This is a genomic window from Ochrobactrum sp. BTU1, assembly GCA_018798825.1.
In the GTDB taxonomy this organism is placed as follows: domain Bacteria; phylum Pseudomonadota; class Alphaproteobacteria; order Rhizobiales; family Rhizobiaceae; genus Brucella.
On sequence record CP076355.1, the window covers coordinates 617,246 to 643,450 of the forward strand.

Below are 26,205 nucleotides of genomic sequence, written 5' to 3' on the forward strand. Positions count from 1 at the left end.
GGGCGGGCTATCGCCAATTAATGATCTATATCGCGATTCTGGACGACCTAAATCGTGATTGAGAACGCCAGAACTGAGGAGATTTGAAAAACCTGGCTCATCTTGCAAACACGGAGATACAAGATGAGTAACATTCGTTTCATTTGGTCCGGCATCGCGCTCTGTGCGGCCCTTTTAAGTTCTGCTGTGATGGCTGCAGAGGTGGGCGTTCGCACCATTGAAGTGCCTTCTGTAATGCGGGGGCAAGAACTGGCAGTAACGATCTGGTACCCCACCTCAGGGGGAGGCAATCCTGAACTCTTTGGTGCCGATAGGATTTTTAAGGGGACAACTGCGTCGAAAGATGCATCATTTGGAGTTAATCGTTTTCCTCTCGTTATTCTCTCGCATGGTTCGGGAGGGCGTGCTGAAGCTATAAACTGGCTTGCAACGGATCTGGCCAAGGCGGGCTTTATCGTTGCCGGACCTAACCATCCGGGCACGACATCAGGCGACTCGCTCCCCGCTGAAACGCCTAAACTGTGGAAGCGAACTAACGATCTTTCGACCGTTATCAGTTATCTCACTGAGCGCGCAGACTGGAAGTCTCACATCGATGCAGAACGGATCGGGGTTGTCGGATTTTCGCTTGGTGGTGCCGCGTCAATGAAACTTGCTGGCGCTCGCATAAATCTCGATGCTTATGCCAAATATTGCGACACTTACACGCAGTGGGATTGTGCATGGTATGCCGGCGGTCGCGGCTTTGCCAATATGGAGCCGATATCAGTGCCAAAGCTCGATTTACGCACTGTTGATCAAACGGCCTTTGAGCAGTCCAACCTTGATGAGCGCGTCAAAGCCGCGGTGCTTGTCGATCCAGGGATGGCTCAAGCCTATGACGAAGATAGCCTCAAGAATATCAAAATTCCTTTGAGTTTTATCAACTTGGGTAGTGAAGGTGAGGTGCCATTGTCAGTCAAAGCCGATGATGTGGCAGCGTTGGTACCGGGTAGCTCTTATCTCACTGTTCGAGGAGCGGATCACTTCAGTTTTCTGCCCGAGTGCAAGGAAGACGCGCGCGCTTTCCTCAAGTCGGTGGGGGAAATCGATCCGATTTGCGAGGAAACCAGCAGATCGCGGAAAGATATCCACGCCGAATTATCGAATTTAATTTCATTGAGTCTTCAAAGAACACTCAAGCCTTGAGGTCTCGGTCTGACAGGCGTTATCAGTTTATCCAGCTTCAATCTACCGCAGGATGCTGATTGGAGACAGCGGGCGAGGCAAGTCCGCTGGCACCACCACGCAAATGTGTCATTTCATCGAAAGCACGTTGCGCAATGGCCCATGTCAAAAATAACAGGCACATCGCCAGAACGGCGGTGACAACAGTATCCGGTTTCATGGAATTAATCGTCCTGTGACGTTGATCTCGCATATGGGGCGAAAAACAGCAAAGGACAATAAATAATAAAGCATAGCTGGCATGCGATTAATGGTCTGAGCCTAGTAATTAAAAGCTGAATTCTATCGTTGTTCTTTTACTTAATGAATAGATTTTCAGCTTTTTCTGCGTTCGCGAATGGCTCTCACCCAAGTGTTGTTGAACATGATCACACCGACAATCAGCGCGACCAAGCCAATAGCCATCATGCCAAAAGCGACGCCCTGATCACCGAACTGTTGATATAGCCAGCCGGTTCGCTCAACGGTTTGAGCTGGTTTTCCCAGACGTAAAATCCCCTGCACGAGGGCGCCAACACCAACGATCAACAAAAGTACACTACGGATCATGAGGCAGTCTCAGTCTGATTATGCGTATTGCGGTAGAGAGACACAGCTATAGCCTTTGCGGCTCAATATTATGACGCTTCTGGAAAATACCTCGGAAAAACTGGAGCGGGCGAAGGGATTCGAACCCTCGACCCCAACCTTGGCAAGGTTGTGCTCTACCCCTGAGCTACACCCGCTCGCGCCAGTCTTCTCTGAGAGAAGTCGTTTCCGTTAGGCAGGCGGTATATGAACCAACGGAATCCGGATTGCAATAGGGAATTTCATGTGTCGACTAAGATATTTCAAAAGATTCACAGGCTTGTTCATTTTCGAGTTTCATATCACCACAATCTTGCCAGGGTGTTTAGCGCTTGCGGCGCGAAATGCTGATGATTGATGCAAAAGCCGCGAATCCGGCAGCAACAAGCAGGATGCGAGGTATGTTGTTGATGCCCCAATGCGAGAGCAGGAATGCTACGAATGCAGCACCAAGTGACTGACCAAGCAAGCGCGCCGTTCCAAGCATACCGCTTGCAGCGCCACTTCTTGAGCGTGGGGCCGACGTTATAATCATGCGATTGTTTGGAGCTTGAAAGAAACCAAACCCGATGCCGCAAATCGCCATGCGCCAGCAAATATCCACCACGGAAGGTTGTTCTGGCAGCGTTCCGACCAGTGCAAGCCCGGCAGCGAAGAACACAAGCCCAACCAGACCGAGCGTGGCAGGCGAATATTTGTCCGAGAACTTGCCCGATAGCGGTGCAACGATGGCCAGGGCAATAGGCCAAGGCATCATCAAAAAGCCAACCTCGATGGGTTGGAAGCCATAAACGTTCTGAAACAGGAATGGCAGCGATATGAATGCCATCATCTGTGCGAGAAAGGACATGATTGAGGTGCAGAGCGACAGGCTGAACACTGGGATACGCAGAAGATCGAGCGGCAGCAACGGGTTGCTTGTCTGCATTGAGCGCCGTATCAGCCATGTTGCTGCGACCGCGCAGCCGATTGCCTGTAAGGCCAGAAATGTCGAGCTGACGCCATTGCCTGCACTATCAATGACTGTAATGAGCAGGCCGAGCGTGAAGGCAGTGAGGATAGCACTCAGATAATCAAACCGACGTGATGAGAGTTCGTTATAGGGCAGGCTTTTCAGTCCCATAACGACAGCCAGAACACCGAGCGGAATATTGATAACAAAGAGCCAAGGCCATGTGAGCGAATGCAGGATGATACCTGCCAGTGTCGGACCTATGGTCGAGGAGAGAGCCACGAAAAGCGCATTCAAGCCAATTGCCGTACCTAGCTTTGCTTGCGGCACCGTATAACGAAGCAATGCTGCATTAACGCTCATCAGACCTGCTGCACCAAAGCCTTGTATGATGCGGGCTACCGTGAGTGCTTCAAGTGACCGCGCAAAAACGCAGGCAATTGATGCAAGTGTGAAGAGCGACACGCCGAGCAAATAGACGCGACGGTAGCTATAGATCTCGCCCAAAGCTGCAAATGGCAGCAAAGTGATAACGATGGCGAGCTGATATCCGTTCACGATCCAGATGGAAGCAGCTGGTCCTGCCGAAAAATCAGCCGCAATGGTGGGAAGCGCGACATTGGCAATACTACCGTCGATAACTGCGAGTGTGAGACCGACCATCAGGGTCGCCCACGACCAGTAAATTCTTGGCTTGGGCAAACCGTCCTGAATTGTGGACTTGTTCGGCTCTATAACTGCTTCGTGCTTCATTCAATTGACCAGTAATGCGGAATTTTAAGCAACCTTAACCCTCATGGGAAGGGCAGTAAGTCATCTAGCTCAGAATTGCCCGCAGAACATAGATCGAACCCGCATTATTGCGTCAGGTAACGCTATTGTGTGCCGCTTTCGGCAGGAAACGCCAGATTCATCACATGCGCGTAATGGCGCGGATTAAAGCTCAGATAGAGCGGACAGATGCTTGCAACCAGAACCAGATGCATGATCCAGCCCGAGGCAAAGTTTCCGGTTAAATTGTGTAGCAATGCCGTTGCCACTGGACCTAGAGCTGCGATCAGAAAGCCGCCACCTTGCATCATCGCGGCCAGAGCGCCTGCTTCGTGAGGCTTGGGCAGATGATCAAGCGAGGTAATCATGGCGAGCGCAAAGCTGCCACCAAGACCTGCGCCGCAGATCGCGGACCAGAAATAAGGTGAGAGCTGCGGTGCAAAAGCCAGACCAGCAAAACCTGTCGCTTGCATCGCCAGTGTTAAGAAAAGCCAAGGGCGACGATCAAGGCTATGTCTTGCAAGCAGCGGCAGGCCAAAGGCCGACAAAGCCTGCGCGATTGCCATGACGGCGACCAGATTGCCGGTTTCTGCAGCTTCCAAACCCAATGATTGATAGTAGGGCGCAAGCCAGGCCACCATAGATGAGTATCCTGCGTTGACAAGGCCGAAAGCCACCATCAGTATCCATGTTCGTGGGCGACGGAGCAACTTTCCGGTGATGCCGGATTTTGAACCAGAAGACGCCGTTTCTTTAAGAATTGGAATAGCAGTAAGCAACGCAAGCACTGCAGGAATTGCAAGAACAGATAGGGCGAGACGCCAGTTGTGTTCAGTGCCCGCAAGCCAAGGTGTGAGACGTGCACCAAGTGCGCCACCCCCCATAATCATTGCGGAATAAAGGCCGGTAATAGCTGCAATACTTGCTGGGAAATTTGCTTTGATCAGGCCCGGCATCAGCGCCTGTATCATCGCAACGCCTGCGCCGCACAGAACAGCGGTAAGCGCGAGAGAAAAACCATCTGGCACGAAGCCCCGCAAAACAGAACCCAATGCAAGAATGATAAGTGCTGTGAACATGCTGCGGCGCGTGCCAATTATCGACTGAATGTGTGGTGCAATGAATGCGCCAAGGCCCATCAGCATCATGGGAAGGAATGTTAGCAGAGACAACATGCCAAAGCCCATTCCGGTATCTGTGACAATATCGGAAAGCACTGGTCCCGGTGCGGTCAGGAATGGCCTTAGATTAAGGCCAATCAGAACAACGAGAGCGATAAGGGCTACGGGTGCGGCTTGTGTGCCGCCATTGGCTTGCTGGGTCTGCATGATAAGTTCAGTCTTTTATTTCTTCTTTTCCTGCCAGCGCCGATAAAGTGCTGCATCATCGTCTGGCGAACAATGTTCAAAGTGAACGCCAGTCTGTTCTGTCACAGGCTTGGCCAGTTCCGAGGCGACTTTTGCTGTCGAAAGACCGAACGGTTCAGCCTGCTCGTTGGAATAGGCAAACATGATTTTATTGACGCCGGACATCCGCATTGCAGCGAAACACATAGGGCAGGGTTGGCCGCTCGCGTAAACGCTGCAATCATCCAGCCGAGGCGACTGCAAAACCTTGCCTGCGGCGCGCAATGCGAGAAGTTCCGCATGGGCAGTCGGATCGCAATCGGCCTGCATACGATTGACGCCGATGGCGATAATCTTGTCAGCTTTGACGACAACGGCTCCAAAGGGACGGCCGCCAAGGTCGACATTGTCGAATGCAAGCGCGATTGCCTTTTGCAAAAACTCCTGGTCGTTGCTCATTTGCCGCCTGCTTTCTCGAGCATCGCAACCATGGGCGCAAAGCCGCGCTGGCGCGCATGCTGCAATGGCGTAACGCCATCATTGTCCGCGAGGTTCACGTCAGCACCTGCATCAATCAGCAGTTTTACGATATCAACGTGGCGCTGACCGCCATCGCCCAGGATCACAGCCTCAAGCAAAGCCGTCCATCCCAGATTATTGACGTGATCAACTTTCACACCTGCTTCAATCAGCGTGCGCACGGTTTCAACATGCCCCCGTTCTGAAGCGGGTATGAGTGCCGTGCCGCCAAAGCGATTTGTGCTTTTAAGGTCGGCACCATGCGTAAGGGTGAGTTTTAGTATTTCCAGATGTCCGCGTGCGCCTGCGTAAAGATAGGGACTGTCCTTGATCGCATCCTTTGCATTCACATTGGCGCCAGCTTCGATCAATGCGCGGGCAACATCGACATGATTGGCGTGTGTGGCCGCAAGAAGCGCTGTTTCACCAGCAGTGCCTTTGGTTTCAAGATCGACGCCTACCTTGATCGCTTCTTTAACCGCAGCAAGATTTCCCGCTGAAGCGGATTGAATGAGCGCTGTTTCAGCGCGTGCGACGGCATGGCTGCTCGGTAAAACTGGTTCGGTCATGACTATTGTCCCTGCAATCAATGCCAAGGCACCCAAGCTGAATATTGTTTGACGCATCGGCGGTGCTCCTTATTCGTTGCTAAAATAGTTGCAATAAGACATATTTAGAAATTAAATGTTCAACTGGCATTCATTCGAATTATGAATACAATATTCAACCTTGATCTGTTGCGTGCTTTCGTAGCTGTCGTCGACAGCCGCAGCTTTACGGCTGCAGCGCTGCAGCTGCATTCGACGCAATCCACGGTCAGCCAGAAAATTCTGCGCCTTGAAGAAGCTGCCGGACAATCGCTTCTGGAGCGGGCAAGGCATGATGTTCGGCCAACCGATGCGGGTGAAAAGCTGCTCGGCTATGCGCGGCGGATGCTTCACCTCCATGATGAGGCTGCTGCTGCCATGACCGGCAGTGCGCTCACGGCAGTCTTTCGCCTTGGTCTGGCAGAGGATTTTGCTTCGAGATTGGTGACGCCGACGCTTGCCGCATTTTTGCGCGCGCATCCTAAGATGAAACTTGAAGTGACGAGCGGGTTAAGCCGCGAATTGCAGAAAGGTTTTGAAACGGGCGAGTTTGATCTGGTCATGATCAAACAAAAGCGCGGTGAAACGCTTGGCACCATGCATTGGCCCGAACCATTATCCTGGTTGGAAAGTGCTGATTTTCCAGTTTCAGACGCCGATCCACTGCCCCTCGTCGCATTTCCGCCCAATGGACTTTATCGGAGTGACATGATGGAAGCGCTCGACCTTATTGGCAGGTCGTGGCATGTCGTTTTCACCAGTTCCAGTCTCGCCAGTGTTCAAAGTGCGGTTGCTGAAGGACTGGGCGTCAGCTTGTTGCCTGCGCGAGTCGCGTTGCCCTCGCATCGCATCGTTCCCAAAGAAGCCGCATTACCATTTGTAGAGCCGATGGAAATCGTCATTCAACATATGGAGAACGGCCCGGATCAAATGCGGCAGCTCGTGCAAATGCTAGCCGATATTGTGAGTGAATGACCGATTGTTGCTGTAATCGTCAGTTTTGATGTGACTCATTGCGTCAGAAGCAATGAATCTGTTTGACTCTATCGCAAACGCGGTGTTTTTGCCTGTTGATAGCGCTACAGAAATGCCGACAGGATAGCTCCAGCACCTTCATCTCAAAGTTCCCTTCGTTTGCTGCAATCACCAGACGGCACGGTTTTTGCTTGTTGCAGACGGGAGGCACTTTACGGGAATACGACAATGTCCAACACCACGATCACGCATAACGACGGAAATACGCTGTTTCCGATCGTCCTTTCCATCGTTGCAGCTGCTGCAACCGGCGTTCTCTGGGCCTATGCCAATCCGATCCAGCTCGTTCCGGGCGTGATCCAGTGGCGAATTTTTGCATTTCTGCCACCGCTGGTCGGCATTCTTCTGGGCCGGAAGAGCGGATTTATCTGCGGTTATCTCGGCACAGTCATCTGGTCACTCCTGGCAGGCACGTTCATTCCCGCGCATTCGCTGATCATTGACGGCATCATGGTCGGTCTTACAGGCCTGATCCCGGGCATGCTGTTCGATCCTAAGACGACAACGTTTAATCGCATAACGCTGATTAAAATTGCAGCAACCTGCCTTGTTGTTGGCCTCTTGATGGTTGCCGCCGTTTCGGCCAGCTTGGCTTATCTCGGCATTTTCCCATACTGGTGGGCGGTAATGTATCTTGGCCTTTCGGACATCGTTCCGATGCTGATCGGTACGCCGCTGCTGGTTGTTCCAGCCCTCAAGATTCTCAAGGGCGCTCACCCGTCCGGTTTCACACGTTTCTGATAGAGAGCAGTAAAAGTGCTCAAACTACAGAATGTAAAAGTAGGCTTTGGCGATTCCGTTCTGGCAATCGCCGAAGCCAACCTCGAAATTCGCGACGGCGAACGGCTTCTGGTTTGTGGCGCGGGCGGCAGTGGCAAAACCACGCTGCTCAACGCTGCATCGGGCATCGTTCCGCGCCTGATTACCCCACAAGTCTTCGATGGCGAAATCTCGCTCAATGGCAAGCTCATGTCTTCCATGCCGAAGGATGAGCTCTTTAGCACAATCGGCGTCGTTTCGCAGAATGTTGAAGATCAGCTCTGGGATCTGAGCGTTGAAGATCTGGTCGCCTTTCCACTTGAAAATCGGGGACTTGCTAAGGATGCTGTTCGTGCTCGTATCGATGAGCTGCTCGGTGAGCTTGAGCTGAACGCATTGCGAGGGCGGCGCGTATTGACGCTTTCGGGCGGTGAACGGCGCATGGTGGCGATGGCTGCGGCACTTGCGGCCGAGCCGAAACTGCTTGTGCTTGATGAACCGACAACCGGACTTGATCCTGCAGCGCGTCAGCGTCTTGTACGGGTTCTGAAAAAGCTTGGTGCAGAAATTCCAGCTTTGCTGATTGCGGAGCAGGACCCTGCATCACTGCAGGCCGTCGTCACCGATATCGGTCTGGTTAAAGACGGTAAGTTAGCGCCCGTCGTGCCGCTTGCATCGATCATCAGCGATGCTGCTGCGTGGGAAGATGCGGGCGTTCTGCCACCAATTGCTGCACGCAAACGTCTGACGGATGCGAAGAGCGGCGGTGAAGTTATTGTTTCTGTTTCTGGAATCAAGACGCAGCTTCAGCGCCGGGACGGCCAGCCGGTTCTGGAAAACGTGAATTTCCAGATCCGCGCCGGTGAAGTCGTCGCTCTGATCGGCAAAAACGGTGCGGGCAAAACCACGCTGTTTCAGTCGATCCTCGGGCTTCAGAAAATTGCAGCAGGCTCAATCATCATTGGCGGCGATAATGCCGATAAGTGGACGGCCGCAAAGCGTGCCCGATCGGTTGCCTACCTGCCGCAGAACATGCGCCGCATCCTGTTCAACATGACTGTGCTGGAAGAAGTGGTCTTTGCGATCACCGCCGCGACCCGTGCAGCAAAGGACGATGCAGTGACTGCTCGCGCAACGGCCTGCCTGCAAAAGTATGGACTTGGTGGCCATGAGGAAACCAACCCATTTGCACTTTCGTCTCGTCAGCAGGCTCTGCTAGGCCTTGCCTGTGCGGAAGCAGCAGGCGCTTCGGTTGCCATTCTTGATGAGCCGCTTTTGGCACGCGATCTCAATGGTCGTCGAATGCTGGAACTGTTCCTCGAAACGGCGCTCTCCGAAAACCGTGCGGTCATGTTGATCTCTCACGATCTGGAACTCGTGGATGACGTTTCTTCCCGCGTCATGATCCTGGATCGCGGCCATGTCACCTTTGACGGTGATGTGGATGCATCCTGGGATTCCGATGCCTATCGTGCGCTGGGCTGGCCCAAGCCGCGTGTTGTCGAAACAGGAGAAGCAGCATGAAAATCTTTTATGATCTGAACTTCTTCGTAAAGCTCGCAGCGGCATTTCTGGTTATGCTTGCGGCTTGGCTCGTGCCGGGTTGGAAATACGGTGTGCCACTGGCGCTGGTCACGGTCGCCTTTCTGGTGCTGGTTAAGGTGCCGGGCCTGCGTGGCTATCTCAAAGGTGCCATGCTTCTGACACTGCTTGTCATGGCAAGCTGGATTCTTAATCTCGTTCTGCAAGGTGTTGCTTTTGTTGATACTTTGCCGATTGCAGCCGGTATGGCTGCGCGTCTGGTGACCACGACTGCAGCTTTCTATTTCGTGATGGAAACCAGCACGCCCGGCTCTATTTTGGCTGCTGCCAGTGCTGCACGTCTGCCGCCCATGGTGACACTCGTTTTGTCGCTCACATTCGGCATTATTCCGATGCTGCGCGAGGATTTCGAGCGTATTGCGGATGCTCAGCGCGCACGCGGAATGGAAATTGACGATGTTTCCTTCCCAATGCGTCTGCGTTTTGCGCTGGCGCGCGGGGTGCCATTGCTGGTTCAGGCGATCCGCATGGCTCATGCAATTTCACTGTCCCTTGCCATTTATGGCTTTGACACCAAGCGCAAGCGTACGACATGGCGTAATGTCGGCCTGCTGGTGGAATCGAGACTTAATCCCAAGGATGCAAAACGATGACTGAAGACAGCGCGAAACTCTCTGGAAACGGTCAGGTCTGGACCGTCGATGTAGCGGGCCGCAAGGTCGATCTGCCGATTGTGCCGATCAATCCGAATTTCGCCATTTCGTTGATGATGGTCATCGATCTTGGCGTTCGTTTTGGCGAACATACAGGCAAGGCACTGGCGGAAAAGCTTGCGCCGTTGAAGCCGGATGTGATTGTTGGCGCTGCGACACTTGGCATTCCTGTTGCGATTGAAGTCTCGCGTGCTCTTGGCCTTGATGACTACGTTATCTTGCAGAAATCGCCTAAGATTCACCTTGCTGATGCACTCGTGCAGACGATTTCTTCCATCACCTCTAAAGGTGAACAACGCCTGCTCCTTGACCGTCAGGCAATCCCGCTTCTTAAAGGAAAACGCGTTGTCGTGGTGGACGATGTCGTCGCTTCCGGATCGAGCATTAAGGGCTCGGCAGAGCTGGTGCGCAAGGCTGGCGGTGAAGTCGTGGGGATTGGTGTAATTCTTACTGAAGCCAAGGATTGGCAGGATGTGCTGGGCGAAGATGTGAAGCTGCTTCACAGCCTCGCGCATATTCCGCAGTTCGATAATCAGGATGGCGAGTGGAAGCCGATACCGGAAAGCTTCCTCTAGATACAGCGAGCATTTGGGCTCTCTCTGCCTATAAATGGCATTCGCGACTGCGTTCCCGGTACTCACCTACCTTAAGCACGCTGCGCGCCTGATCTCGGATACGACCGTTTTCGGCTCAACATATCTTCAGATCATGCAGCCTCAGACACTTTAAGAAGACGCCGCGCTCGTCGCGGCGTTTTTGCATTTTCGCCTTGTTTCGGCTGATGGATGGTATCCAAAATGGTCCTTCGTCAGCACGCATAAATCCTTTCAGAAAGCGCGACGAATTTTAAATTGACTGATTTTGTATCCAGGATATTGTGCTCAGAAAAGTTGGGAGGCTTTTCTTTTGGCGGTTTTTGAATGGCGCAGTCAGACCCGTTTGCTGGACGAAGTTGCGGAAGCACTTCGTGAGAGAATTTATGCGGGCGTTTATGCGCCGGGTGCCATTCTCCGGCAAGAACATATCGCTGCCGAATTTGGCATTAGCCGCACACCATTACGGGAAGCTTTACGTGTTCTGGAACGTGATGGGCTGGTTATCCACCTGCCGGGCAGGGGCGTTCGTGTAGCCTCCGCTGATCTGACGCGTCTGATTGATGCTTATGCTGTGAGAGAAGTTCTCGATGGTGTTGCTGCGCGTTTTGCGGCTGAACGCGCAACAGATGAAGACATTGCGAAGCTGCGTGCCCACGTTGCCGGGCAGGCCACGGTTGTCGATCAATGGGATCCGAAAGCGTATACACAGACGAATGTCGATTTTCACATGGCGGTGATGGACGCTGCAGGTAATGCCTCGCTGATTGCCTTCGTGCCGCTGCTACGCATGACATCACAGGTTTTCGCGCCGTCTTTTTCTCTTTCGGTTGATCGAGCACGCGATGCAATCCGCGAACATGGAGCAATTGTTGAAGCCATCGCCTCGCGCGATGGGGAAGAGGCTGAGCGGCTGGCGCGGTCACATATCCGCGTAACCACGGCAAGACTGGAGGCGGAAATGCCGCTACAGGAGAATGAAAATGAAGCGTGAAAATATCCGGGCATGGCCGTGAAAAAGGGTTTTGAGGCGCTCTACGGATTTGCCTCACTGAAGACGATTTCCGTGTGCCACGGTTGAAATTAGAATTCGGGAGAATTGCAGTGTCGCTTGAAGGTAAGGTCGCGCTCATCACTGGAGCAGGTTCGGGGTTTGGCGAGGGCATGGCAAAGCGCTTTGCTGACGGTGGAGCTAAGGTCGTCATCGTCGACCGCGACAAGGCAGGGGCAGAGCGCGTCGCATGCGAGATCGGTGATGCGGCACTGGCTATCGCTGCCGATATTTCCAAGGAAGCACATGTTGATGAAGCGGTAGAGGTAGCATTGTCGAGGTTCGGTCGGGTCGATATTCTCATCAACAATGCTGGCATCGGCCATAAGCCGCAAAATGCTGAGCTGGTTGAACCGGAAGAGTTCGACCGCATTCTTGGCGTCAATGTGCGTGGCGTTTATCTGATGACGCGCAAGCTCATCCCACATTTTAAGAGCAATGGTGCCAGGGGAGAGGAATGCGTCATTCTCAATGTCGCTTCGACTGGCGCAGGTCGTCCGCGCCCGAATCTCGCTTGGTATAATGCGACCAAGGGCTGGGTGGTTTCGGTGACCAAGGCGCTCGCTATCGAACTCGCACCAGCGAAGATTCGTGTAGTTGCTTTGAACCCGGTTGCGGGAGAGACACCACTTCTCACCACGTTTATGGGCGAGGATACCGAAGAAATCCGTAAGAAGTTCCGCGATTCCATTCCGATGGGCCGCCTGTTGAAACCTGGTGATTTGGCTGAAGCTGCGGCTTTCCTTTGCTCACCTCAAGCCTCTATGATCACCGGGGTTGCGCTCGATGTAGATGGAGGGCGTTCGATTTGAGAATTGATAAGGGGAGCCAAAGAGAAACGATGAGTAAACTGCTAAAAGCCGGGCTGATTACAGCCACGATGCTTGCATCGATCAACGGTGCCTTCGCAAAGGATACGCTGGTGGTCGGCGAAGTGCTGGAACCGCCGGGCCTTGACCCGACGGCAAATGCTGCTGCCGGTATCCGGCAAGTTACTTATGCTAATCTCTATGAAGGTCTTGTTCGTATTGTCGAAGACGGTACAGTGAAGCCACAGCTGGCCGAGAGTTGGACTATTTCTGACGACAAGAAAACTTACACCTTCAAGCTGCGTCAGGGCGTGAAGTACCACGATGGGACGCCATTCGATTGTTCCGTTGTAAAATTCTCCTATGAGCGTGCGGTGGCTCCAGATTCCACCAATGCGCAAAAGGGTCTGTTTGAACCCATCGCCAGCACCGAATGTCCAGATCCAGCGACTGCCGTTGTCACGCTGAAGCGGCCTTCCTCGAACTTCCTGTTCAATATGGGGTGGGGCGACGCGGTTATGATCGCTCCGAATTCGGCAGCTGATAACAAGACCAAGCCTGTCGGTACGGGTCCGTTCAAGTTCAAGCGCTGGGTGCAAGGCGATCGTGTAGAACTCGACCGCAATCCGGACTATTGGGATGAGCCCGCAAAGCTTTCGGCGGTTACTTTCCGCTTTGTGAGCGATCCTTCGGCAGCGGCGGCTGCAATCCTAGCCGGTGACATTGATGTCTTCCCGATGTTCCAGGCGCCGGAATTAATCAGTCGCTTCAAGAGCGATGATAAGTTGCAGGTCGAAGTCGGTGATACTGCAGGCAAAGTTCTGCTTTCGCTTAACAATGCCAAGGCTCCATTCGACAATGTGAAGGTGCGTCAGGCACTGGCCCATGCCATCGACAGCAAGGCGCTGATCGAAGGTGTTTATTCCGGTTTTGGTACGCCAATCGGCTCGCATTATGCACCGGTCGATCCGGGTTATGTCGATCTTTCGGAAACCTATCCGTATGACCCGGCAAAGGCGAAGCAACTGCTGGAAGAGGCGGGCGTTCCGGCTGGCACGTCGATCACCATCACGCTTCCACCCCCGGCCTATGCGCGTCGCGGTGGTGAAATCATTGCAGCGATGCTGGCGGAAGTTGGCATTCAGGCCAATCTCGTTCCAATCGAGTTCGCACAGTGGCTCGATCAGGTATTCAAGCGCTCCGATTTTGATGCCACAATCATTGCACATACCGAAGCGCGTGATCTCGATATTTATGCCCGCGACAAATATTACTTCAATTACAACAACCCGGAATATAAAGCGCTTTACAAAGCCTATGCCGAGGCTGGCAGTGACGAGGAACAGCTCGAACTGGTGAAGAAGCTTCAGGAAAAGCTTGCTGCAGACGAGCCGAATATTTTCCTCTATGCGCTGCCAAAAATCGGTGTCTGGAATAAGAACGTCAAAGGTTTGTGGAAGAACATGCCGATCCCGGCTGATGATCTGACACAGGCTTACTGGGCCGAATAATACCATCAGCGCCCCGGCGTTTTTCGGCGGGGCGGTTTTACGCGAAAAGTCGTGCAGTGATAACAACCAAGGGGCTGCGGCACGGCAAGAAATAGAATGTGGAGTGAATGGCGCGAAGCGCTCATTCCTGCATTTTTATGACGCACAGTCTTGTCCGGAAAGTCTCGGGCAACTTCTCGAGATTGTGCTTAGGAGGTCGCTTTGCTGGCTTATATTTCCGGGCGAATAGTTTCGCTCTTGCTTACGACGCTTGCGGCCTCCGTCATCGTCTTCCTTTTGATGCAAGTGCTGCCGGGTGACCCTGCCGCAGTTATCCTAGGCATCAATGCTCAGCCTGAAACGCTGGCAGCGCTTCACAAACAGCTCGGCCTTGATCAGCCGCTTTGGTGGCGGTATCTTTCGTGGATTGGCGGCTTTCTGAAGGGGGACTTCGGCACCAGTTACACCTATTCCGTTCCGATCAGTGAATTGATCGGACCACGCATTATGGTCACGCTGCCGCTGGCGCTGCTATCGATGGTTCTATCGGTCGCGGTCGCTATTCCCGTGGGCGTTTATGCGGCCTCCAAACGCGGCAAAACTGGTGACGTACTTTCCATGGGGGTGGCGCAGGTGGGTGTTGCTATCCCAAATTTCTGGCTCGGCCTGCTCTTGATCCTGTTGTTCGCTTTGCAGCTAGGCTGGTTTCCAGCTTCTGGCTTTGCTGGCTGGGAAGGTGGATTCTGGAATGGTATCCGCTCGCTGTTTCTGCCCGCGCTGGCTCTTGCCCTGCCGCTTGCTGCTATTCTCGCTCGAGTGACGCGTTCCGCCGTCATCGAAACGCTGGGTGAGGATTTCGTACGGACCGCGCGCGCAAAAGGTCTTACCCGCAACGCTGCACTTTGGCGCCATGCGGTGCCAAATGCGCTGATCCCGGTTGTCACGATTATTGGCCTGCAATTCTCATTTTTGTTGGCTGGAACCATCATCATCGAAAATGTCTTCAATCTTCCCGGCCTGGGAAGGCTAGTATTTCAGGCAATCGCTCAGCGCGATCTGATAACGGTGCAGTCGCTGGTGACGCTGCTTGCGGCTTCCGTGATTACGGTCAATTTCATTGTCGATCTTGTCTATGGTTTCATTGATCCGCGCCTTTCGACAGGAGGCAGCCGATGAGTGAGGTTCCGACAATTGCAAAGCCAGGCCGCTTTCGGACGCTGTTTTTAAGCCGCAGCCTTGTGATCGGCTCGCTAATTACCGCTATCCTGGTGGCTATGGCTCTCGTCTCCTATTTCTGGACGCCTTATTCACCGACCGCCATGAACTTCCGCGACAAACTGCAGGGGCCGAGCTTCAGTCATTTGTTCGGAACGGATAATTTCGGTCGTGATGTGTTTTCCATGATTATGGTCGGTGCGCGCAATTCCATTGCCGTGTCGATTATTGCAGTGCTTGTTGGCGCGGGTATAGGTATCCCTCTCGGTGCCTTTGCTGCAGCGCGCGGTGGATTGGTCGATGGCTTTGTCATGCGTATGACTGATCTGGCCTTTGCATTTCCGGCGCTGCTGACCGCAGTCATTATCACCGCTATTTTTGGCCCTGGTGCGGTCAATGCCATGATTGCAATCGGTATTTTCAATATTCCGGTCTTCGCCCGTGTCACACGCGGTGCGTCGCTTGGGCTTTGGAAGCGCGAATATGTGCAGGCGGCGCGTTGCGCAGGGCGTGGGGATATCTCGATCACGCTGCTGCATGTTCTGCCCAACATCAATCATGTTTTGATCGTTCAGGCGACGATCCAGTTTGCACTCGCCATTGTGGCGGAAGCAGGCCTTTCCTATGTGGGGCTGGGCACACAGCCGCCAATGCCGAGCTGGGGCAAGATGCTCAACGATGCACAGACCTTTATCTATGATGCACCATGGCTGGCGATCTTCCCCGGTCTTGCCATTACACTCGCAGTCCTTGGCCTCAACATGCTGGGTGACGGTCTGCGCGACATACTTGATCCGCGCGTAAGGAGGCAGAGATGATGAAAGCTTTGCCAAAAACACCTCTTCTTGAAATGGACAATATGTCTGTCGAGCTGCCATTTGGCACGTGCACTGCAGATATCGTGTCTGGCATTAAGTTAACCCTCAACCGTGGTGAACGTCTGGGCGTTGTGGGTGAATCTGGCAGTGGCAAGTCGATTACAGCACTTGCTGCCATGGGCTTGCTGCCTGACCGGATGCGCGTGCGCGGAACCTTGCGTTTTGATGGGCAGGATCTGGCAAACAGGCCAGAAGCCGAACTTTGCAAAATGCGCGGTCGTCGCATGGCTATGATCTTTCAGGAGCCAATGACGGCGCTCAATCCGGTTAAAAACATTGGTGCCCAAATTGCCGAAGGCCGTCGTCTGCATCTTGGCGAAAGCCGCGCTGATGCCGAACGCAAAGCGCGTGAGTTGCTGGATCGCGTGGGACTGCCTGCACCGCGCTTCAATCTCGATCTGTATCCTCACCAGCTTTCCGGCGGGCAACGCCAGCGCGTGATGATCGCCATGGCGATTGCCTGCGAACCTGATCTGCTGATTGCAGATGAAGCTACCACGGCGCTTGATGTCACTGTTCAGGCACAGATTCTTGACCTCATGGATGAGCTGATCGACGAAACAGCAACAGCGTTGATGCTAATTACCCATGATCTCGGCGTTGTTTCGGAAATGACCGATCGTATCGCAGTGATGTATGCCGGGCGGATCGTGGAAACGGGGCGAACCGAAGCCGTGTTCAATCGTATGGCGCATCCTTATGCGCGGGGACTGTTTCAGGCTTCTCCACATGGCGCTAATCTTGTTCGCGATCATACAAAGCCGCGTCAGCGCCTCGCTGCTATTCCCGGTGTTGTGCCGGATCCGCTCGCACGCCCGTCATATTGCAGCTTTGCTGAGCGTTGCGCATTCGTTGAAGGCGATTGTCGAAAACTCATTCCGCCGCTCGATCTAATCGGTGAAAGCGAAGGCATCGCCCATCGCGCTGCCTGTCTGCATCCGCGCGATGGCGAGGTGCTGGCATGAGCAAGATGATTTTGCAGGTTCGTGATGTTGTCCGTGAATATCAGCTGCCGCGTCCATCATTCCTTTCAAAGCCGGGATCATTGCGCGTTCTCCACGGTGTCAATGTCGAGATCGAAGCAGGGCAAAGCCTTGGTATCGTGGGCGAAAGCGGTTCGGGCAAATCAACACTTGCGCGTGCTGTGATGGGGCTGGAACGGCCACAATCTGGCCAAATCCTTGTCAATGGCCAGGATATCTACGCGCTTAGCCGTTCAGGCCTGCGTGAAGCGCGTAAAGGTTTTCAGGCGATCTTTCAGGATCCTTATGGTTCGCTCGATCCGCGCCACACGGTCAAGCGGATCATTTCGGAGCCGATTGTTTCTCTGGAGCGCGGAACAAACAGCAAAGAACGGGATGAGCGCGTGACAGAAGTCCTGGAAGCTGTCGGTCTCCCAAAAGCGTGTGCAGAAAAATATCCGCATGAGTTTTCCGGGGGGCAACGCCAGCGTATCGCTATAGCTCGCGCCCTGATTACCAAACCAGCGCTCATCGTTGCTGACGAACCCGTTTCAGCTCTTGATGTCTCAATTCAGGCGCAAGTTCTCAATCTGATGATGGATCTGCAGGAAAAGTTCGGCCTTTCCTATCTTTTCATTAGTCATGATCTCGGTGTCGTGCGCTCAATTACCGATCGTGTAGCGGTGATTTATCACGGCAATATCGTCGAACAGGGAGAAACCAACGCGGTCTTCGATAATCCGCAACATGAATATACGCTCGCATTGGTTGATGCTGTGCCGAAGCCATTTTCGGGACGGCGCAAACGTGCCCGCAAGCTCAATTCTACAATCAAATTACGAGAATGAAATAAGGGAACGCCATGTCTTCACTTGCCGATTTGTCAGCTGTCGATCTTGTTTCTGCCTATAAGGCGAAATCGCTTTCGCCGGTCGAAGTTACGGAAGCTGTAATTGAGCGCATCGAGGCCTATGAGCCGAAACTCAATGCGCTTTGGGCTTATGATCCGGAAAACGCGAGAGCATCTGCGAAGGCATCGGAAGAACGTTGGGCAAAGGGTGAGCCTGCTGGCCCCATTGACGGTGTGCCGCTGACGATCAAGGAAAATATTGCCACGCAAGGTACTGCTGTTCCGCTCGGCTGTGCAGCACTGCCTCTCAATCCTGCAGCCGTCGATGCGCCGCCCGCAGCCCGCACCCGCGAGGCTGGTGGCGTGCTTTTGGCTAAAACAACCATGCCTGATCTCGGTATGTTGTCCTCCGGGCTTTCGAGCTTCCATAAGCTGGCACGCAACCCGTGGGACTTGGACAACAATCCGGGCGGTTCAAGTGCTGGTGCAGGCAGCGCTGGTGCTGCTGGTTACGGGCCACTGCATATCGGTACCGATATTGGTGGCTCCATCCGCCTGCCTGCTGGCTGGTGCGGTCTGGTTGGTCTGAAGCCCTCTTTCGGGCGTATTCCAATCGATCCGGCGTTTCTTGGTCGCGTTGCCGGTCCGATGACGCGTACGGTTGCAGACAGCGCGCTTTATATGTCGGTGCTTTCGCGTCCTGATCGCCGTGACGCAATGAGCCTGCCATATCAGGATATCGACTGGATGAGCCTCGATATCAATGTAAGAGGTCTCAAAATCGGCCTTTGGCTCGATGCGGGTTTTGGCGAGCCGACGGGCGATGAAACACGCGCGGCTGTGGAAGCGGCAGCGAAGCTGTTCGCGGAAGCGGGCGCAATTATTGAGCCGGTTGCTCCATTCCTCAATCGCGCCATGATCGATGGGCTTGATCGCTTTTGGCGCGCACGCTCGTGGGCCGACGTCTCTAAGATGACGCCGGAAAACCGTGCGAAAATCTTGCCTTATATCTATCAATGGACTGAAACCGCTGAAGGTTTGACTGGCGAGGAAGTCTATTCCGGCTTTTCCCAAATAGATGCGATGCGCCATGCAGCCCTTGCGGCGTCGAAGGATTTCGATTTCATCATTTCCCCGACTGCTCCAATGCCGACCTATCCGGCGGAATGGGCTTCTCCGGTCAATGATCCGCAGCGTCCATTCGAGCACATCGCGTTTACCGTTGCGATGAATATGTCGGAACAGCCTGCAATCTCGCTCAATTGTGGCTATACGTTCAACGGGCTGCCTATTGGCTTGCAGATTTTTGGCCAACGCTTTGATGATCTGGGCGTGCTGCGTCTCGCCCAAGCATATGAAGATATGCGACCAACGCAGCGCCCTTGGCCAGTTCTCTAGATTTCGCCTCTGGCTGACTGAAAATGGCGTCGTTCTGCGCTTTCGGTGCTCACGAACCTTAAGTACATTCCGCTCCGGTTCTCGAACGCTACCATTTTCGGCTACCGATAGACAAAATCACACGCGTCTCAAATGAAAGGCCGCTTAATGCGGCCTTTTATTTATTTTGATCCGAATGGCGCTCGCTCTTTATAGCGATCGACGGCAGTGAGTTTCTGAATCAGCGGCTCCGCATCACGCCAAGGATAAATCTCTGTGCGCAGATATTCGAGTTCGGCTTCAAGTTCATCTTCGTCGATTTCCGTCCACCAGGATTTCGGGCGCCCGTCGCTGCCATCAGACCAGCGGTAGCGGCGTTCTTTCAGCTTGTCCTTCATTTCAAAAGGGCTGTTTTCTGCATAAATGCGCAGGCGCGATTTCTGGCTGGCCTTCAGCAATTCTGCAAATGGTGTCGTCTTGCCGGATTGTTCCTTCAGCACGGCGAGCAACGCCTGACAGTCGTCTTCTGCACGATGGCCATTATGGAAATAGCCGCTCTGGCCGATCAGATAACCAAGTTTGGTGCCTTCAAAGCCGCGTGCCGTCCAGTCAATCTCCTTGACCGAACAAGCCCAGGGCTTGTTTCCAAAGACTGGTGAAAAACGTTCCAGAAAGGGTCGATCAAAACCTGCATTATGCGCAATGATGAGATCCGCATTACCTATCAGCGCTTCAAGCTTCGCACGCGGAATGATCTGCCCGGCGACCATCTCATCGGTAATGCCGGTGATACGCGTAATATCGGCTGGAATTGGCTTTGAAGGTTCTTGCAAAGCGCCAAAAGTTGCACAAACATCACCGATTGAGCCATCATCCGCATAGCGGAAAGCCACAGCACCAATCTCGATGATTTCTTCCTGCGCAGCACTCAATCCCGTCGTTTCGGTGTCAACCACAACCCCGAGCCGAGGAAACGCAACCGTGTCCGCATCGGGTACTGTCGGCGATGGGTCAAGCCGCTGCAAGATACGATAGCGCCCGCTGTCTTTCAGGCGTTGAACCATTTCCGCTTCGTCAGGGCCGGTCGCCTTTGCGAGTTTGGTGCGGGCAGGGCGCAGTTCTGCCTGCTTAAAGTCGCCTTCGGCAGAAGGGACAAAGAGGTCGAACTGGTGGCGCATATGTTTTCTCCGCATTGGGGCTGTGCCTAGCGATAAAATGGCATTTCGCAGCTTGCTGACCAAGCCCTCAATAAATTTAGTAACAGGTAATGTTGGTGTTTCAGCTTGCTGCTCTCGTATTTAAGTAATTTTTTGAAATCGATATTTGGGGATAAGTTGTTCCTTCGAAATTCTTTACACGGTAACATTTGCTGGGAATGCATTGATTGTATTTATTTATCAGAAAATAATTATATTATAACGTAGTAAATGAAAATAATATTTAAATTTCTATATCGAATTTATTCTTGATTTGAATCCTTTATTGTCGTTTGAAAGAAAAGCAATTTGATGTTCCATAAAATTTTTAATTAAACGGTATCATAGCTCGTGAAATTTTTACCGCCACTCCTGATTATATTGTTTGCGACGACAATGTCTGGTGTTTGGATGCTAGACACCAGACGCAGGCATATATTGTTCTTCGGGCTTGGTTTCGCAACCTTTGCTGCTGGTTTGTTGCTGCAGGTCTTACAGCTCTTACCGAGTTTGAATGCGGCAGTATTTACAGCAACAGCGCTTTATCTCTTGGCTGGTCTTTTCTTCTGTGAAGCCGTCATGCTTCGGCTGGACAAGCAGTTTTCACCTTTTGCGGGCGCATCGATTAGCGTGCTAACACTGGCGGTAATAGGTTATCTGGCTCAATTGGGGGCGGATTATAAATATATGGCCGTTGCATCCAATTTGGGGCTTGGCGCAATGATTGCCACGCTTTGTCTTCAGTCGCGGGGGCTAATGCAAGGCAAATGGATCGAGCGCACATTGCATGGTTTTGTCACGATCCTTGCCGCGCATTTCTTCCTTAGAAGCATTCTGACCGTCAGAATGCTTAGTGGAATTAGCACGACAGAACAGCTGATAAGTTCCCAATATTGGACACTGGTTACAATCTCGGTCTCTTTCATAGGCGTGTTGCTGGGTCTGGCTATTTTGGTAGTTGCAACTGCGGATGTGATTAACGAACTGCAAGCCGAGCGGGATTCAGACCCTCTCACCGGGGCTCTTAATCGTCGAGGTCTGGAGCGAGCTGCGAAGCGAAGCCTTATGGCCGCTGAGAAGCACAGGCTTGCCGTTATCATTGCTGATATTGATCATTTCAAAGCGATCAATGATGAATTTGGTCATTCCATCGGTGACCAAGTGCTTGTTGAATTTTCATCGCTCCTGCGTTCGGCATCGGAAAAAGGAGCCATTGTCGGTCATGTTGGAGGTGAGGAATTTGTTTTGATTGTGAAGGGTGGTGCCGAGCAATGCGTGATATTCGCCAATCGCCTGTGCAGCCACGTCGCTCGTTATGGTTTTTCGATGCTGCCGAACGGACGAAGCGTAACCAGCAGTTTTGGTCTTGCGATCATAAGGGATCACGAAACGGTCTGGGATGCCGCAGCGCGCGCAGATCTTGCTCTTCTAAGGGTAAAACGGCGCGGTCGTAATCGTGTTGCGGCGGAAGGTGTCGAGTTCAAATCTGCAGGCGATTTCGACTATCTGCTCACGGCATAGTGAGCCTTTCAGCTGCCACAGCCATACTTTCTTTTCTGAAGACGGGTGATCGTAAAGAATTTAGTTACCATAATTCTTCATGCTTAGTGCGACTTTCAAGTTAGCACTTTCGCCATGTTTGCTTCGCTTTTCTGCCGAACTTTCATGCAAAGCGACAGCGAGAAAACCAGTTATTATTCAGGACGAGTAGTATGGCGTTCGTCACAGACACGTATGATTTTGCATTGCCACGCGGAATTAATATTCCCAACCCTTTTGTCTTTAAAGGAATTTTACGTGTCGCAGCTCTGCTGGGCGCAGGTCTTCTGGCCGGAAGTTGCCTGTTGACGACCCTGAGCACTGTGGAAGCTGTTCTGCCTGCTTTTGTGCCTTTGGCACCCGCAATGCGACGTCTTCCCGCCGCAACCCCACATCAATTGGCTGTTGTCGATCAAAAAATCGGCATGGGGCATGTCATCCGCCAACGGTTTATTCAAGCCTATACCGCTGATGCGCCATATTCCAATCTTGATTGGCGGCGCAACAAGGTTGCTGAAGATGCTCCCATCATTGCCGATGTGGGTCCGGAAGCCGTTATTGAAGATGAGCCTGTGGCAATGGCTGCCGTAATTGAGCCGCGTGCGGAGCGCGTTGCACCCCCTGCGCCCGCTCAGGATGTGGTGTCGTCAGCAGTTGTCGCCTCAGCGACAAGTGCTGCGCAAACTGCAGCTCAAGACTTTAGCACGAGCGCAATAGCAGCTTTGCCATCCGGTGACACTATCCCTGTTCCGATGGTGGCACCCGATGCTCAGATCGCGCGTGCGCCCATTGAAGATGATACAGATAGCTTTCTGCCTGATGATGTGCCGTTTCCCGGCCAGAAGCCTGTAATCGACAGGCCAACTGTTACGAAGCCACAAAAGCAGGAAAAGACGCAACTCGCTTATGCGCCTCCAAATGGGCAAACAGAGAACATTCAGCGAGGCCTTTTTGGGCGACTGTTTGGTCAGGCCGCACACAACAAGACAGCAATCTATGATATCTCTGCTGCTACGGTTTATCTGCCAAGTGGCGAAAAACTGGAAGCGCATTCGGGCATGGGCCACATGCGCGACAATCCGCGTTATGTTGACCAGAAGATGCGCGGCGCTACACCACCGAGCACTTATAAGCTTCAGATGCGTGAAAGCTTATTCCACGGGGTCGAAGCAGTGCGTCTGCTCCCAGCCGATGGTCGCAATCCGTACAACCGCGACGGGCTGTTGGCGCACACATACATGCTGCGCCGGGCAGGGGATTCAAACGGTTGTGTGGTGTTTAAGGATTATGCCCGCTTCCTGCGTGCATTCAAACGCGGTGAAGTAAACAGGATGATCGTCGTGACGAGCATGTCGTCATCATCAAAGCCGGCACGTGTTGCATCGATTTTTTGATCTCGCCTAGAGAGACCAAAGCTGAATTATAGCATTCCCAGCAAAAGTGCGAAGCGCCCCCGCAGGGAAATCAGCTCGCTGGAGTGATTTCCTCTTCTGATGTGATGCGTCGGATAGTGCGTAAAAGCAAACAGTTATAGTGGTTCCAACGATTCATTTTTAACCGGAGCCGCTTTGAGATCAGCTCCGGCTTAAAGCACGTTGCGGAAAAGTGGATGTCGGTTTTCCGATAACGACAAGCGTAAAAATGTGCGACACGCTCTAGTGGATTGAATTTGACGTTTGAATCCCGGCTGACACTTATGCTGTTTCAAACGTCAAATTCGAAAAATCCACTAGATATCTACATCAAGCGCCAATACTTTTATAAAGCGGTGTAGTGATGTCGAGGATCAATTCAAGAGCACGCTCCCTAGCCTGCTTGTCTTCAGGCAGCTCAAATTCTGCAAGCTCGATAGCGGCGATTTGCGACCCAGGAATTGCGGCCAGTGCATCGCGCAATTGTGGCGCAAGCAATCCGGAATCGATTGCATAGGCGGCTGGAATTAAGCCCGGTTCCATCACGTCCCAATCGATATGCACCCAGACAGGGCCGGTGCCGATGGCTGCCAGCAGCGTTTTTGCATTGGCAGCTTCTGGCTTGATAATCGTAACGCCCTTGCGTTCGAGCGTTTCCATTTCTTCTGGGTCAATGTCGCGGGCGCCGAAAATGACGACATTTTCAGGGGCGACATTGCCGCCATGTCCGCTATCCCAAAGGCCGCAGATACCAGCTAGCGCCATGCCGCCCATATAACCTGAGCCTGTTGTGTCGGGCGTGTTGAAATCGCCATGGGCATCGACCCAAAGAACGGTCAGTCCATCAATCAGGCTGGCTGCTTGCGGAATGGTTGCAAGGCTTGCCGAGCAGGTATTAGTAGCCAAAAGCGGTCGCCGACCCGCATTCAGTTCATCAGCAACCGCAGCAGCAAGGCCTTTGAGTGTGTCATGAGCCTGCGGCAATGCTTCACTCCAGTCATCAGAAACAGCAGCTTCAGGCGTGCCCACGGTTTTGACGGAAAGGTGGTAGCGCGCTGCCAAAGCATTCGCGACCGCTAAAGCGCCGGGAATGGCGCCGGATGTGCGATCTGCTACTCGGCCTTGAGAGGTGATGATGCTGGATTTCATGCGAGTCGTCCTTGATACTTACAAGTGAGCAAGCCTGCTTTTAGCGAAGAGGAGGAACTGAAGCTATCTCTTTGTTTTCCTGCAATTTAACGCCTGGAGTCATAGACAAACCACGGAGCAGGATATGCCGTTCTCCTGTTACTCAGGATGATTGACCCAAGGTTTGTGCTGATCACGAAAATGCGTCCTCGTAATCAAAGACAAGTTGATATAAGCCTACGCGACACCACACCCAACTTCAGCTAAGCATTTCGAGCGAAAGCGTGAACTGCCGTTTACGTCCCGGAATGCGAAACAACCAAAGTCAGAGCGATTAAGACAACTCAATCTTTGCCAGAGCCTTTTTGGTGATATTGGTGAAACTGATCCTACAGCTTGCAGTTAGAAACAGGAACCGATGATGTTCAACGGTTTTCGGCTTTTTGTGCCCATATTGGCGGGTGCCAATCTTCGAGATCGCCTTATCGGCAGTCTGGGCGCATTAATCGGTATATGCCTGACAGGGCTGATAACCGGACTCGTAATGGGCAGGAGCATCGAGCTTCCGCTGATCGTTGCACCGATTGGCGCGTCGGCCGTGCTGATATTTGCTGTCCCTGCAAGCCCCTTGGCGCAACCATGGTCGATCATCGGTGGCAACGTGATCTCTGCTCTTGTTGGGATAACGGTCGCGCGCTTCGTCGGCAATCCGTTGATTGCCATTGGTCTCGGCGTTGCTCTTGCTATTGCAGCCATGTCGGTTTCGCGTTGCCTGCACCCGCCCGGCGGTGCGGCAGCCCTGACAGCTATTATTGGCGGATCAAGCGTTACCGATATCGGTTATCACTTTGCTTTTATACCGGTCGGTTTGAATTCCGTATTGCTGGTTGCTCTTGGCATTGCTTTCCATAAATTGGCTGGGCGAAAATACCCGCATGTGCCAGCGGCAGCGCCTGCCAATATACATAAGACCAGTGACCTTCCTGCTCCGTTGCGGGTCGGCTTTACGTCTGACGATATCGCCACGGCGTTGAAAGAAGTGGATGAGACTTTTGATATCGATCCGGGGGATCTTGATCGATTGCTTAGGCAGGTGGAGCTACAGGCACTCATTCGCACGCACGGGATAGTGGTTGCGAAAGATATCATGTCGCGCGATGTTATCAGCATTAAAGAACATGATAGCCCGGATGAGGCACGGCACTTGCTGCTGGAGCACAATATCCGCACTCTGCCCGTCATTGGTGAACAAGGAACGCTGCTCGGCACTGTCGGGCTTCGGGAGCTGAACAACTTGGCTGCCGAGGTCGGCGAGCTGATGATTGAAGCGATAACGGCACAAAAGGACGAGCCGGTCGTAAAGCTGGTGCCGTTGCTGACAGATGGCCGTTCCCATGCTGTCATCGTCACCGATCAGGATAATGTTGTCCAGGGACTTATTTCACAGACGGATTTGCTGAGCGCATTGGCCCGTTCGTTGCGGTTCCAGGAGCCGGAGCAGCCGAAGAAGCGTAAGTCGCGTCTACATCTTTTACGCGGTGCTGGAATTTAACCTACAAGCTTAGCCAGCTCCCATTGGAGCTGGTTTTTTTAATGTGACTACGCCGCTTTACACCTGCATTTCGTCGGTGTTGATACAGTCTGCCCGCCGATCCGCCGGTCCAGACCGAAACAGATCACCCCTATT

Annotated in this window: 25 protein-coding genes and 1 tRNA gene; 17 read left to right on the plus strand and 9 right to left on the minus strand. The window is 53.0% G+C overall.

Annotated features, from left to right (window positions below; all coding sequences use genetic code 11):
• Window positions 1–123: 123 nt before the first annotated feature.
• Window positions 124–1,188 (plus strand): dienelactone hydrolase family protein, encoded by a 1,065-nt coding sequence (locus tag KMS41_14175; GenBank protein QWK80052.1) that lies wholly within the window; start codon window positions 124–126, stop codon window positions 1,186–1,188.
• A 37-nt stretch (window positions 1,189–1,225) separates the two neighbouring features.
• Here KMS41_14175 and KMS41_14180 read toward each other — a convergent pair whose 3' ends face one another.
• The 7 genes from KMS41_14180 to KMS41_14210 form a co-directional block, all read right to left on the minus strand.
• On the minus strand, window positions 1,226–1,387 hold the full coding sequence (locus KMS41_14180; GenBank protein QWK80053.1) for a hypothetical protein: 162 nt from the start codon (window positions 1,385–1,387) through the stop codon (window positions 1,226–1,228).
• Window positions 1,388–1,542: 155 nt separating this feature from the next.
• Window positions 1,543–1,776 carry a hypothetical protein gene (locus KMS41_14185; GenBank protein QWK80054.1) on the minus strand — a complete coding sequence of 78 codons (234 nt, stop codon included), beginning with the start codon at window positions 1,774–1,776 and terminating at the stop codon, window positions 1,543–1,545.
• Window positions 1,777–1,877: 101 nt separating this feature from the next.
• Window positions 1,878–1,952, minus strand: a tRNA-Gly gene (locus KMS41_14190).
• Window positions 1,953–2,119: 167 nt separating this feature from the next.
• Window positions 2,120–3,499: an MFS transporter gene (locus KMS41_14195; protein QWK80055.1), complete on the minus strand. Its 1,380-nt coding sequence runs from the start codon at window positions 3,497–3,499 to the stop codon at window positions 2,120–2,122.
• Window positions 3,500–3,621: 122 nt separating this feature from the next.
• Window positions 3,622–4,845, minus strand: a complete 1,224-nt coding sequence (locus tag KMS41_14200) for a cyanate transporter (GenBank protein QWK80056.1) — start codon at window positions 4,843–4,845, stop codon at window positions 3,622–3,624.
• A gap of 15 nt (window positions 4,846–4,860) precedes the next feature.
• Window positions 4,861–5,322, minus strand: coding sequence for a nucleoside deaminase (locus tag KMS41_14205; protein QWK80057.1), 462 nt, complete (start codon window positions 5,320–5,322; stop codon window positions 4,861–4,863).
• Entirely contained in the window at window positions 5,319–6,008 is a 690-nt protein-coding gene (locus tag KMS41_14210) for an ankyrin repeat domain-containing protein (protein ID QWK80058.1), read from the minus strand. The genes KMS41_14205 and KMS41_14210 overlap by 4 nt, the downstream gene beginning before the upstream one ends.
• An 84-nt stretch (window positions 6,009–6,092) precedes the next feature.
• Here KMS41_14210 and KMS41_14215 point away from each other — a divergent pair, with 84 nt between their 5' ends.
• The 13 genes from KMS41_14215 to KMS41_14275 all read left to right on the plus strand — a co-directional run bounded on the left by KMS41_14215 (window position 6,093) and on the right by KMS41_14275 (window position 19,264).
• On the plus strand, window positions 6,093–6,944 hold the full coding sequence (locus KMS41_14215) for a LysR family transcriptional regulator (protein QWK80059.1): 852 nt from the start codon (window positions 6,093–6,095) through the stop codon (window positions 6,942–6,944).
• 228 nt (window positions 6,945–7,172) lie between these two features.
• Entirely contained in the window at window positions 7,173–7,745 is a 573-nt protein-coding gene (locus KMS41_14220) for an aminotriazole resistance protein (protein QWK80060.1), read from the plus strand.
• Between the two features lie 15 nt (window positions 7,746–7,760).
• Window positions 7,761–9,287, plus strand: a complete 1,527-nt coding sequence (locus KMS41_14225; protein ID QWK80061.1) for an ATP-binding cassette domain-containing protein — start codon at window positions 7,761–7,763, stop codon at window positions 9,285–9,287.
• Window positions 9,284–9,958: an energy-coupling factor transporter transmembrane protein EcfT gene (locus KMS41_14230; protein QWK80062.1), complete on the plus strand. Its 675-nt coding sequence runs from the start codon at window positions 9,284–9,286 to the stop codon at window positions 9,956–9,958. Before KMS41_14225 ends, KMS41_14230 begins: the two co-directional genes overlap by 4 nt.
• Entirely contained in the window at window positions 9,955–10,593 is a 639-nt protein-coding gene (locus KMS41_14235) for an adenine phosphoribosyltransferase (protein ID QWK80063.1), read from the plus strand. The genes KMS41_14230 and KMS41_14235 overlap by 4 nt, the downstream gene beginning before the upstream one ends.
• A gap of 331 nt (window positions 10,594–10,924) precedes the next feature.
• Window positions 10,925–11,605, plus strand: a complete 681-nt coding sequence (locus KMS41_14240) for a GntR family transcriptional regulator (GenBank protein QWK80064.1) — start codon at window positions 10,925–10,927, stop codon at window positions 11,603–11,605.
• Window positions 11,606–11,715: 110 nt separating this feature from the next.
• Complete coding sequence (locus tag KMS41_14245) at window positions 11,716–12,474, plus strand: glucose 1-dehydrogenase (protein ID QWK80065.1); 759 nt, start codon at window positions 11,716–11,718, stop codon at window positions 12,472–12,474.
• A 29-nt stretch (window positions 12,475–12,503) separates the two neighbouring features.
• Window positions 12,504–13,982, plus strand: coding sequence for an ABC transporter substrate-binding protein (locus tag KMS41_14250; protein QWK80066.1), 1,479 nt, complete (start codon window positions 12,504–12,506; stop codon window positions 13,980–13,982).
• A 201-nt stretch (window positions 13,983–14,183) separates the two neighbouring features.
• Window positions 14,184–15,137 (plus strand): ABC transporter permease, encoded by a 954-nt coding sequence (locus tag KMS41_14255; protein QWK80067.1) that lies wholly within the window; start codon window positions 14,184–14,186, stop codon window positions 15,135–15,137.
• Window positions 15,134–15,994: an ABC transporter permease gene (locus KMS41_14260; protein QWK80068.1), complete on the plus strand. Its 861-nt coding sequence runs from the start codon at window positions 15,134–15,136 to the stop codon at window positions 15,992–15,994. The genes KMS41_14255 and KMS41_14260 overlap by 4 nt, the downstream gene beginning before the upstream one ends.
• Window positions 15,991–17,019, plus strand: a complete 1,029-nt coding sequence (locus KMS41_14265; protein QWK80069.1) for an ABC transporter ATP-binding protein — start codon at window positions 15,991–15,993, stop codon at window positions 17,017–17,019. Before KMS41_14260 ends, KMS41_14265 begins: the two co-directional genes overlap by 4 nt.
• On the plus strand, window positions 17,016–17,864 hold the full coding sequence (locus KMS41_14270; GenBank protein ID QWK80070.1) for an ATP-binding cassette domain-containing protein: 849 nt from the start codon (window positions 17,016–17,018) through the stop codon (window positions 17,862–17,864). The genes KMS41_14265 and KMS41_14270 overlap by 4 nt, the downstream gene beginning before the upstream one ends.
• 14 nt (window positions 17,865–17,878) lie before the next feature.
• Window positions 17,879–19,264, plus strand: coding sequence for an amidase (locus tag KMS41_14275; protein ID QWK80071.1), 1,386 nt, complete (start codon window positions 17,879–17,881; stop codon window positions 19,262–19,264).
• A 161-nt stretch (window positions 19,265–19,425) separates the two neighbouring features.
• Here KMS41_14275 and KMS41_14280 read toward each other — a convergent pair whose 3' ends face one another.
• On the minus strand, window positions 19,426–20,421 hold the full coding sequence (locus KMS41_14280) for a 3'-5' exonuclease (protein QWK80072.1): 996 nt from the start codon (window positions 20,419–20,421) through the stop codon (window positions 19,426–19,428).
• Window positions 20,422–20,790: 369 nt separating this feature from the next.
• Here KMS41_14280 and KMS41_14285 point away from each other — a divergent pair, with 369 nt between their 5' ends.
• Window positions 20,791–21,960, plus strand: a complete 1,170-nt coding sequence (locus KMS41_14285; GenBank protein ID QWK80073.1) for a GGDEF domain-containing protein — start codon at window positions 20,791–20,793, stop codon at window positions 21,958–21,960.
• Window positions 21,961–22,151: 191 nt separating this feature from the next.
• On the plus strand, window positions 22,152–23,372 hold the full coding sequence (locus tag KMS41_14290; protein ID QWK80074.1) for a DUF2778 domain-containing protein: 1,221 nt from the start codon (window positions 22,152–22,154) through the stop codon (window positions 23,370–23,372).
• Between the two features lie 348 nt (window positions 23,373–23,720).
• Here KMS41_14290 and KMS41_14295 read toward each other — a convergent pair whose 3' ends face one another.
• The gene (locus KMS41_14295; GenBank protein QWK80075.1) at window positions 23,721–24,539 is read right to left on the minus strand and encodes an arginase family protein; all 819 of its coding nucleotides are present in this window, start codon (window positions 24,537–24,539) and stop codon (window positions 23,721–23,723) included.
• 397 nt (window positions 24,540–24,936) lie between these two features.
• On the opposite strand from KMS41_14295, the gene KMS41_14300 reads away from it, so the two are divergent.
• Entirely contained in the window at window positions 24,937–26,070 is a 1,134-nt protein-coding gene (locus KMS41_14300; protein ID QWK80076.1) for an HPP family protein, read from the plus strand.
• Window positions 26,071–26,205: the final 135 nt, after the last annotated feature.

Excerpts from the sequence above, each read along its gene's own strand:
- KMS41_14175 (QWK80052.1), top strand. The coding sequence starts at position 124 with ATGAGTAACATTCGTTTCATTTGGTCCGGCATCGCGCTCTGTGCGGCC.
- KMS41_14180 (QWK80053.1), bottom strand. The coding sequence starts at position 1,387 with ATGAAACCGGATACTGTTGTCACCGCCGTTCTGGCGATGTGCCTGTTA.
- KMS41_14185 (QWK80054.1), bottom strand. The coding sequence starts at position 1,776 with ATGATCCGTAGTGTACTTTTGTTGATCGTTGGTGTTGGCGCCCTCGTG.
- KMS41_14195 (QWK80055.1), bottom strand. The coding sequence starts at position 3,499 with ATGAAGCACGAAGCAGTTATAGAGCCGAACAAGTCCACAATTCAGGAC.
- KMS41_14200 (QWK80056.1), bottom strand. The coding sequence starts at position 4,845 with ATGCAGACCCAGCAAGCCAATGGCGGCACACAAGCCGCACCCGTAGCC.
- KMS41_14205 (QWK80057.1), bottom strand. The coding sequence starts at position 5,322 with ATGAGCAACGACCAGGAGTTTTTGCAAAAGGCAATCGCGCTTGCATTC.
- KMS41_14210 (QWK80058.1), bottom strand. The coding sequence starts at position 6,008 with ATGCGTCAAACAATATTCAGCTTGGGTGCCTTGGCATTGATTGCAGGG.
- KMS41_14215 (QWK80059.1), top strand. The coding sequence starts at position 6,093 with ATGAATACAATATTCAACCTTGATCTGTTGCGTGCTTTCGTAGCTGTC.
- KMS41_14220 (QWK80060.1), top strand. The coding sequence starts at position 7,173 with ATGTCCAACACCACGATCACGCATAACGACGGAAATACGCTGTTTCCG.
- KMS41_14230 (QWK80062.1), top strand. The coding sequence starts at position 9,284 with ATGAAAATCTTTTATGATCTGAACTTCTTCGTAAAGCTCGCAGCGGCA.
- KMS41_14235 (QWK80063.1), top strand. The coding sequence starts at position 9,955 with ATGACTGAAGACAGCGCGAAACTCTCTGGAAACGGTCAGGTCTGGACC.
- KMS41_14250 (QWK80066.1), top strand. The coding sequence starts at position 12,504 with ATGAGTAAACTGCTAAAAGCCGGGCTGATTACAGCCACGATGCTTGCA.
- KMS41_14260 (QWK80068.1), top strand. The coding sequence starts at position 15,134 with ATGAGTGAGGTTCCGACAATTGCAAAGCCAGGCCGCTTTCGGACGCTG.
- KMS41_14265 (QWK80069.1), top strand. The coding sequence starts at position 15,991 with ATGATGAAAGCTTTGCCAAAAACACCTCTTCTTGAAATGGACAATATG.
- KMS41_14270 (QWK80070.1), top strand. The coding sequence starts at position 17,016 with ATGAGCAAGATGATTTTGCAGGTTCGTGATGTTGTCCGTGAATATCAG.
- KMS41_14275 (QWK80071.1), top strand. The coding sequence starts at position 17,879 with ATGTCTTCACTTGCCGATTTGTCAGCTGTCGATCTTGTTTCTGCCTAT.
- KMS41_14280 (QWK80072.1), bottom strand. The coding sequence starts at position 20,421 with ATGCGCCACCAGTTCGACCTCTTTGTCCCTTCTGCCGAAGGCGACTTT.
- KMS41_14290 (QWK80074.1), top strand. The coding sequence starts at position 22,152 with ATGGCGTTCGTCACAGACACGTATGATTTTGCATTGCCACGCGGAATT.
- KMS41_14295 (QWK80075.1), bottom strand. The coding sequence starts at position 24,539 with ATGAAATCCAGCATCATCACCTCTCAAGGCCGAGTAGCAGATCGCACA.
- KMS41_14300 (QWK80076.1), top strand. The coding sequence starts at position 24,937 with ATGATGTTCAACGGTTTTCGGCTTTTTGTGCCCATATTGGCGGGTGCC.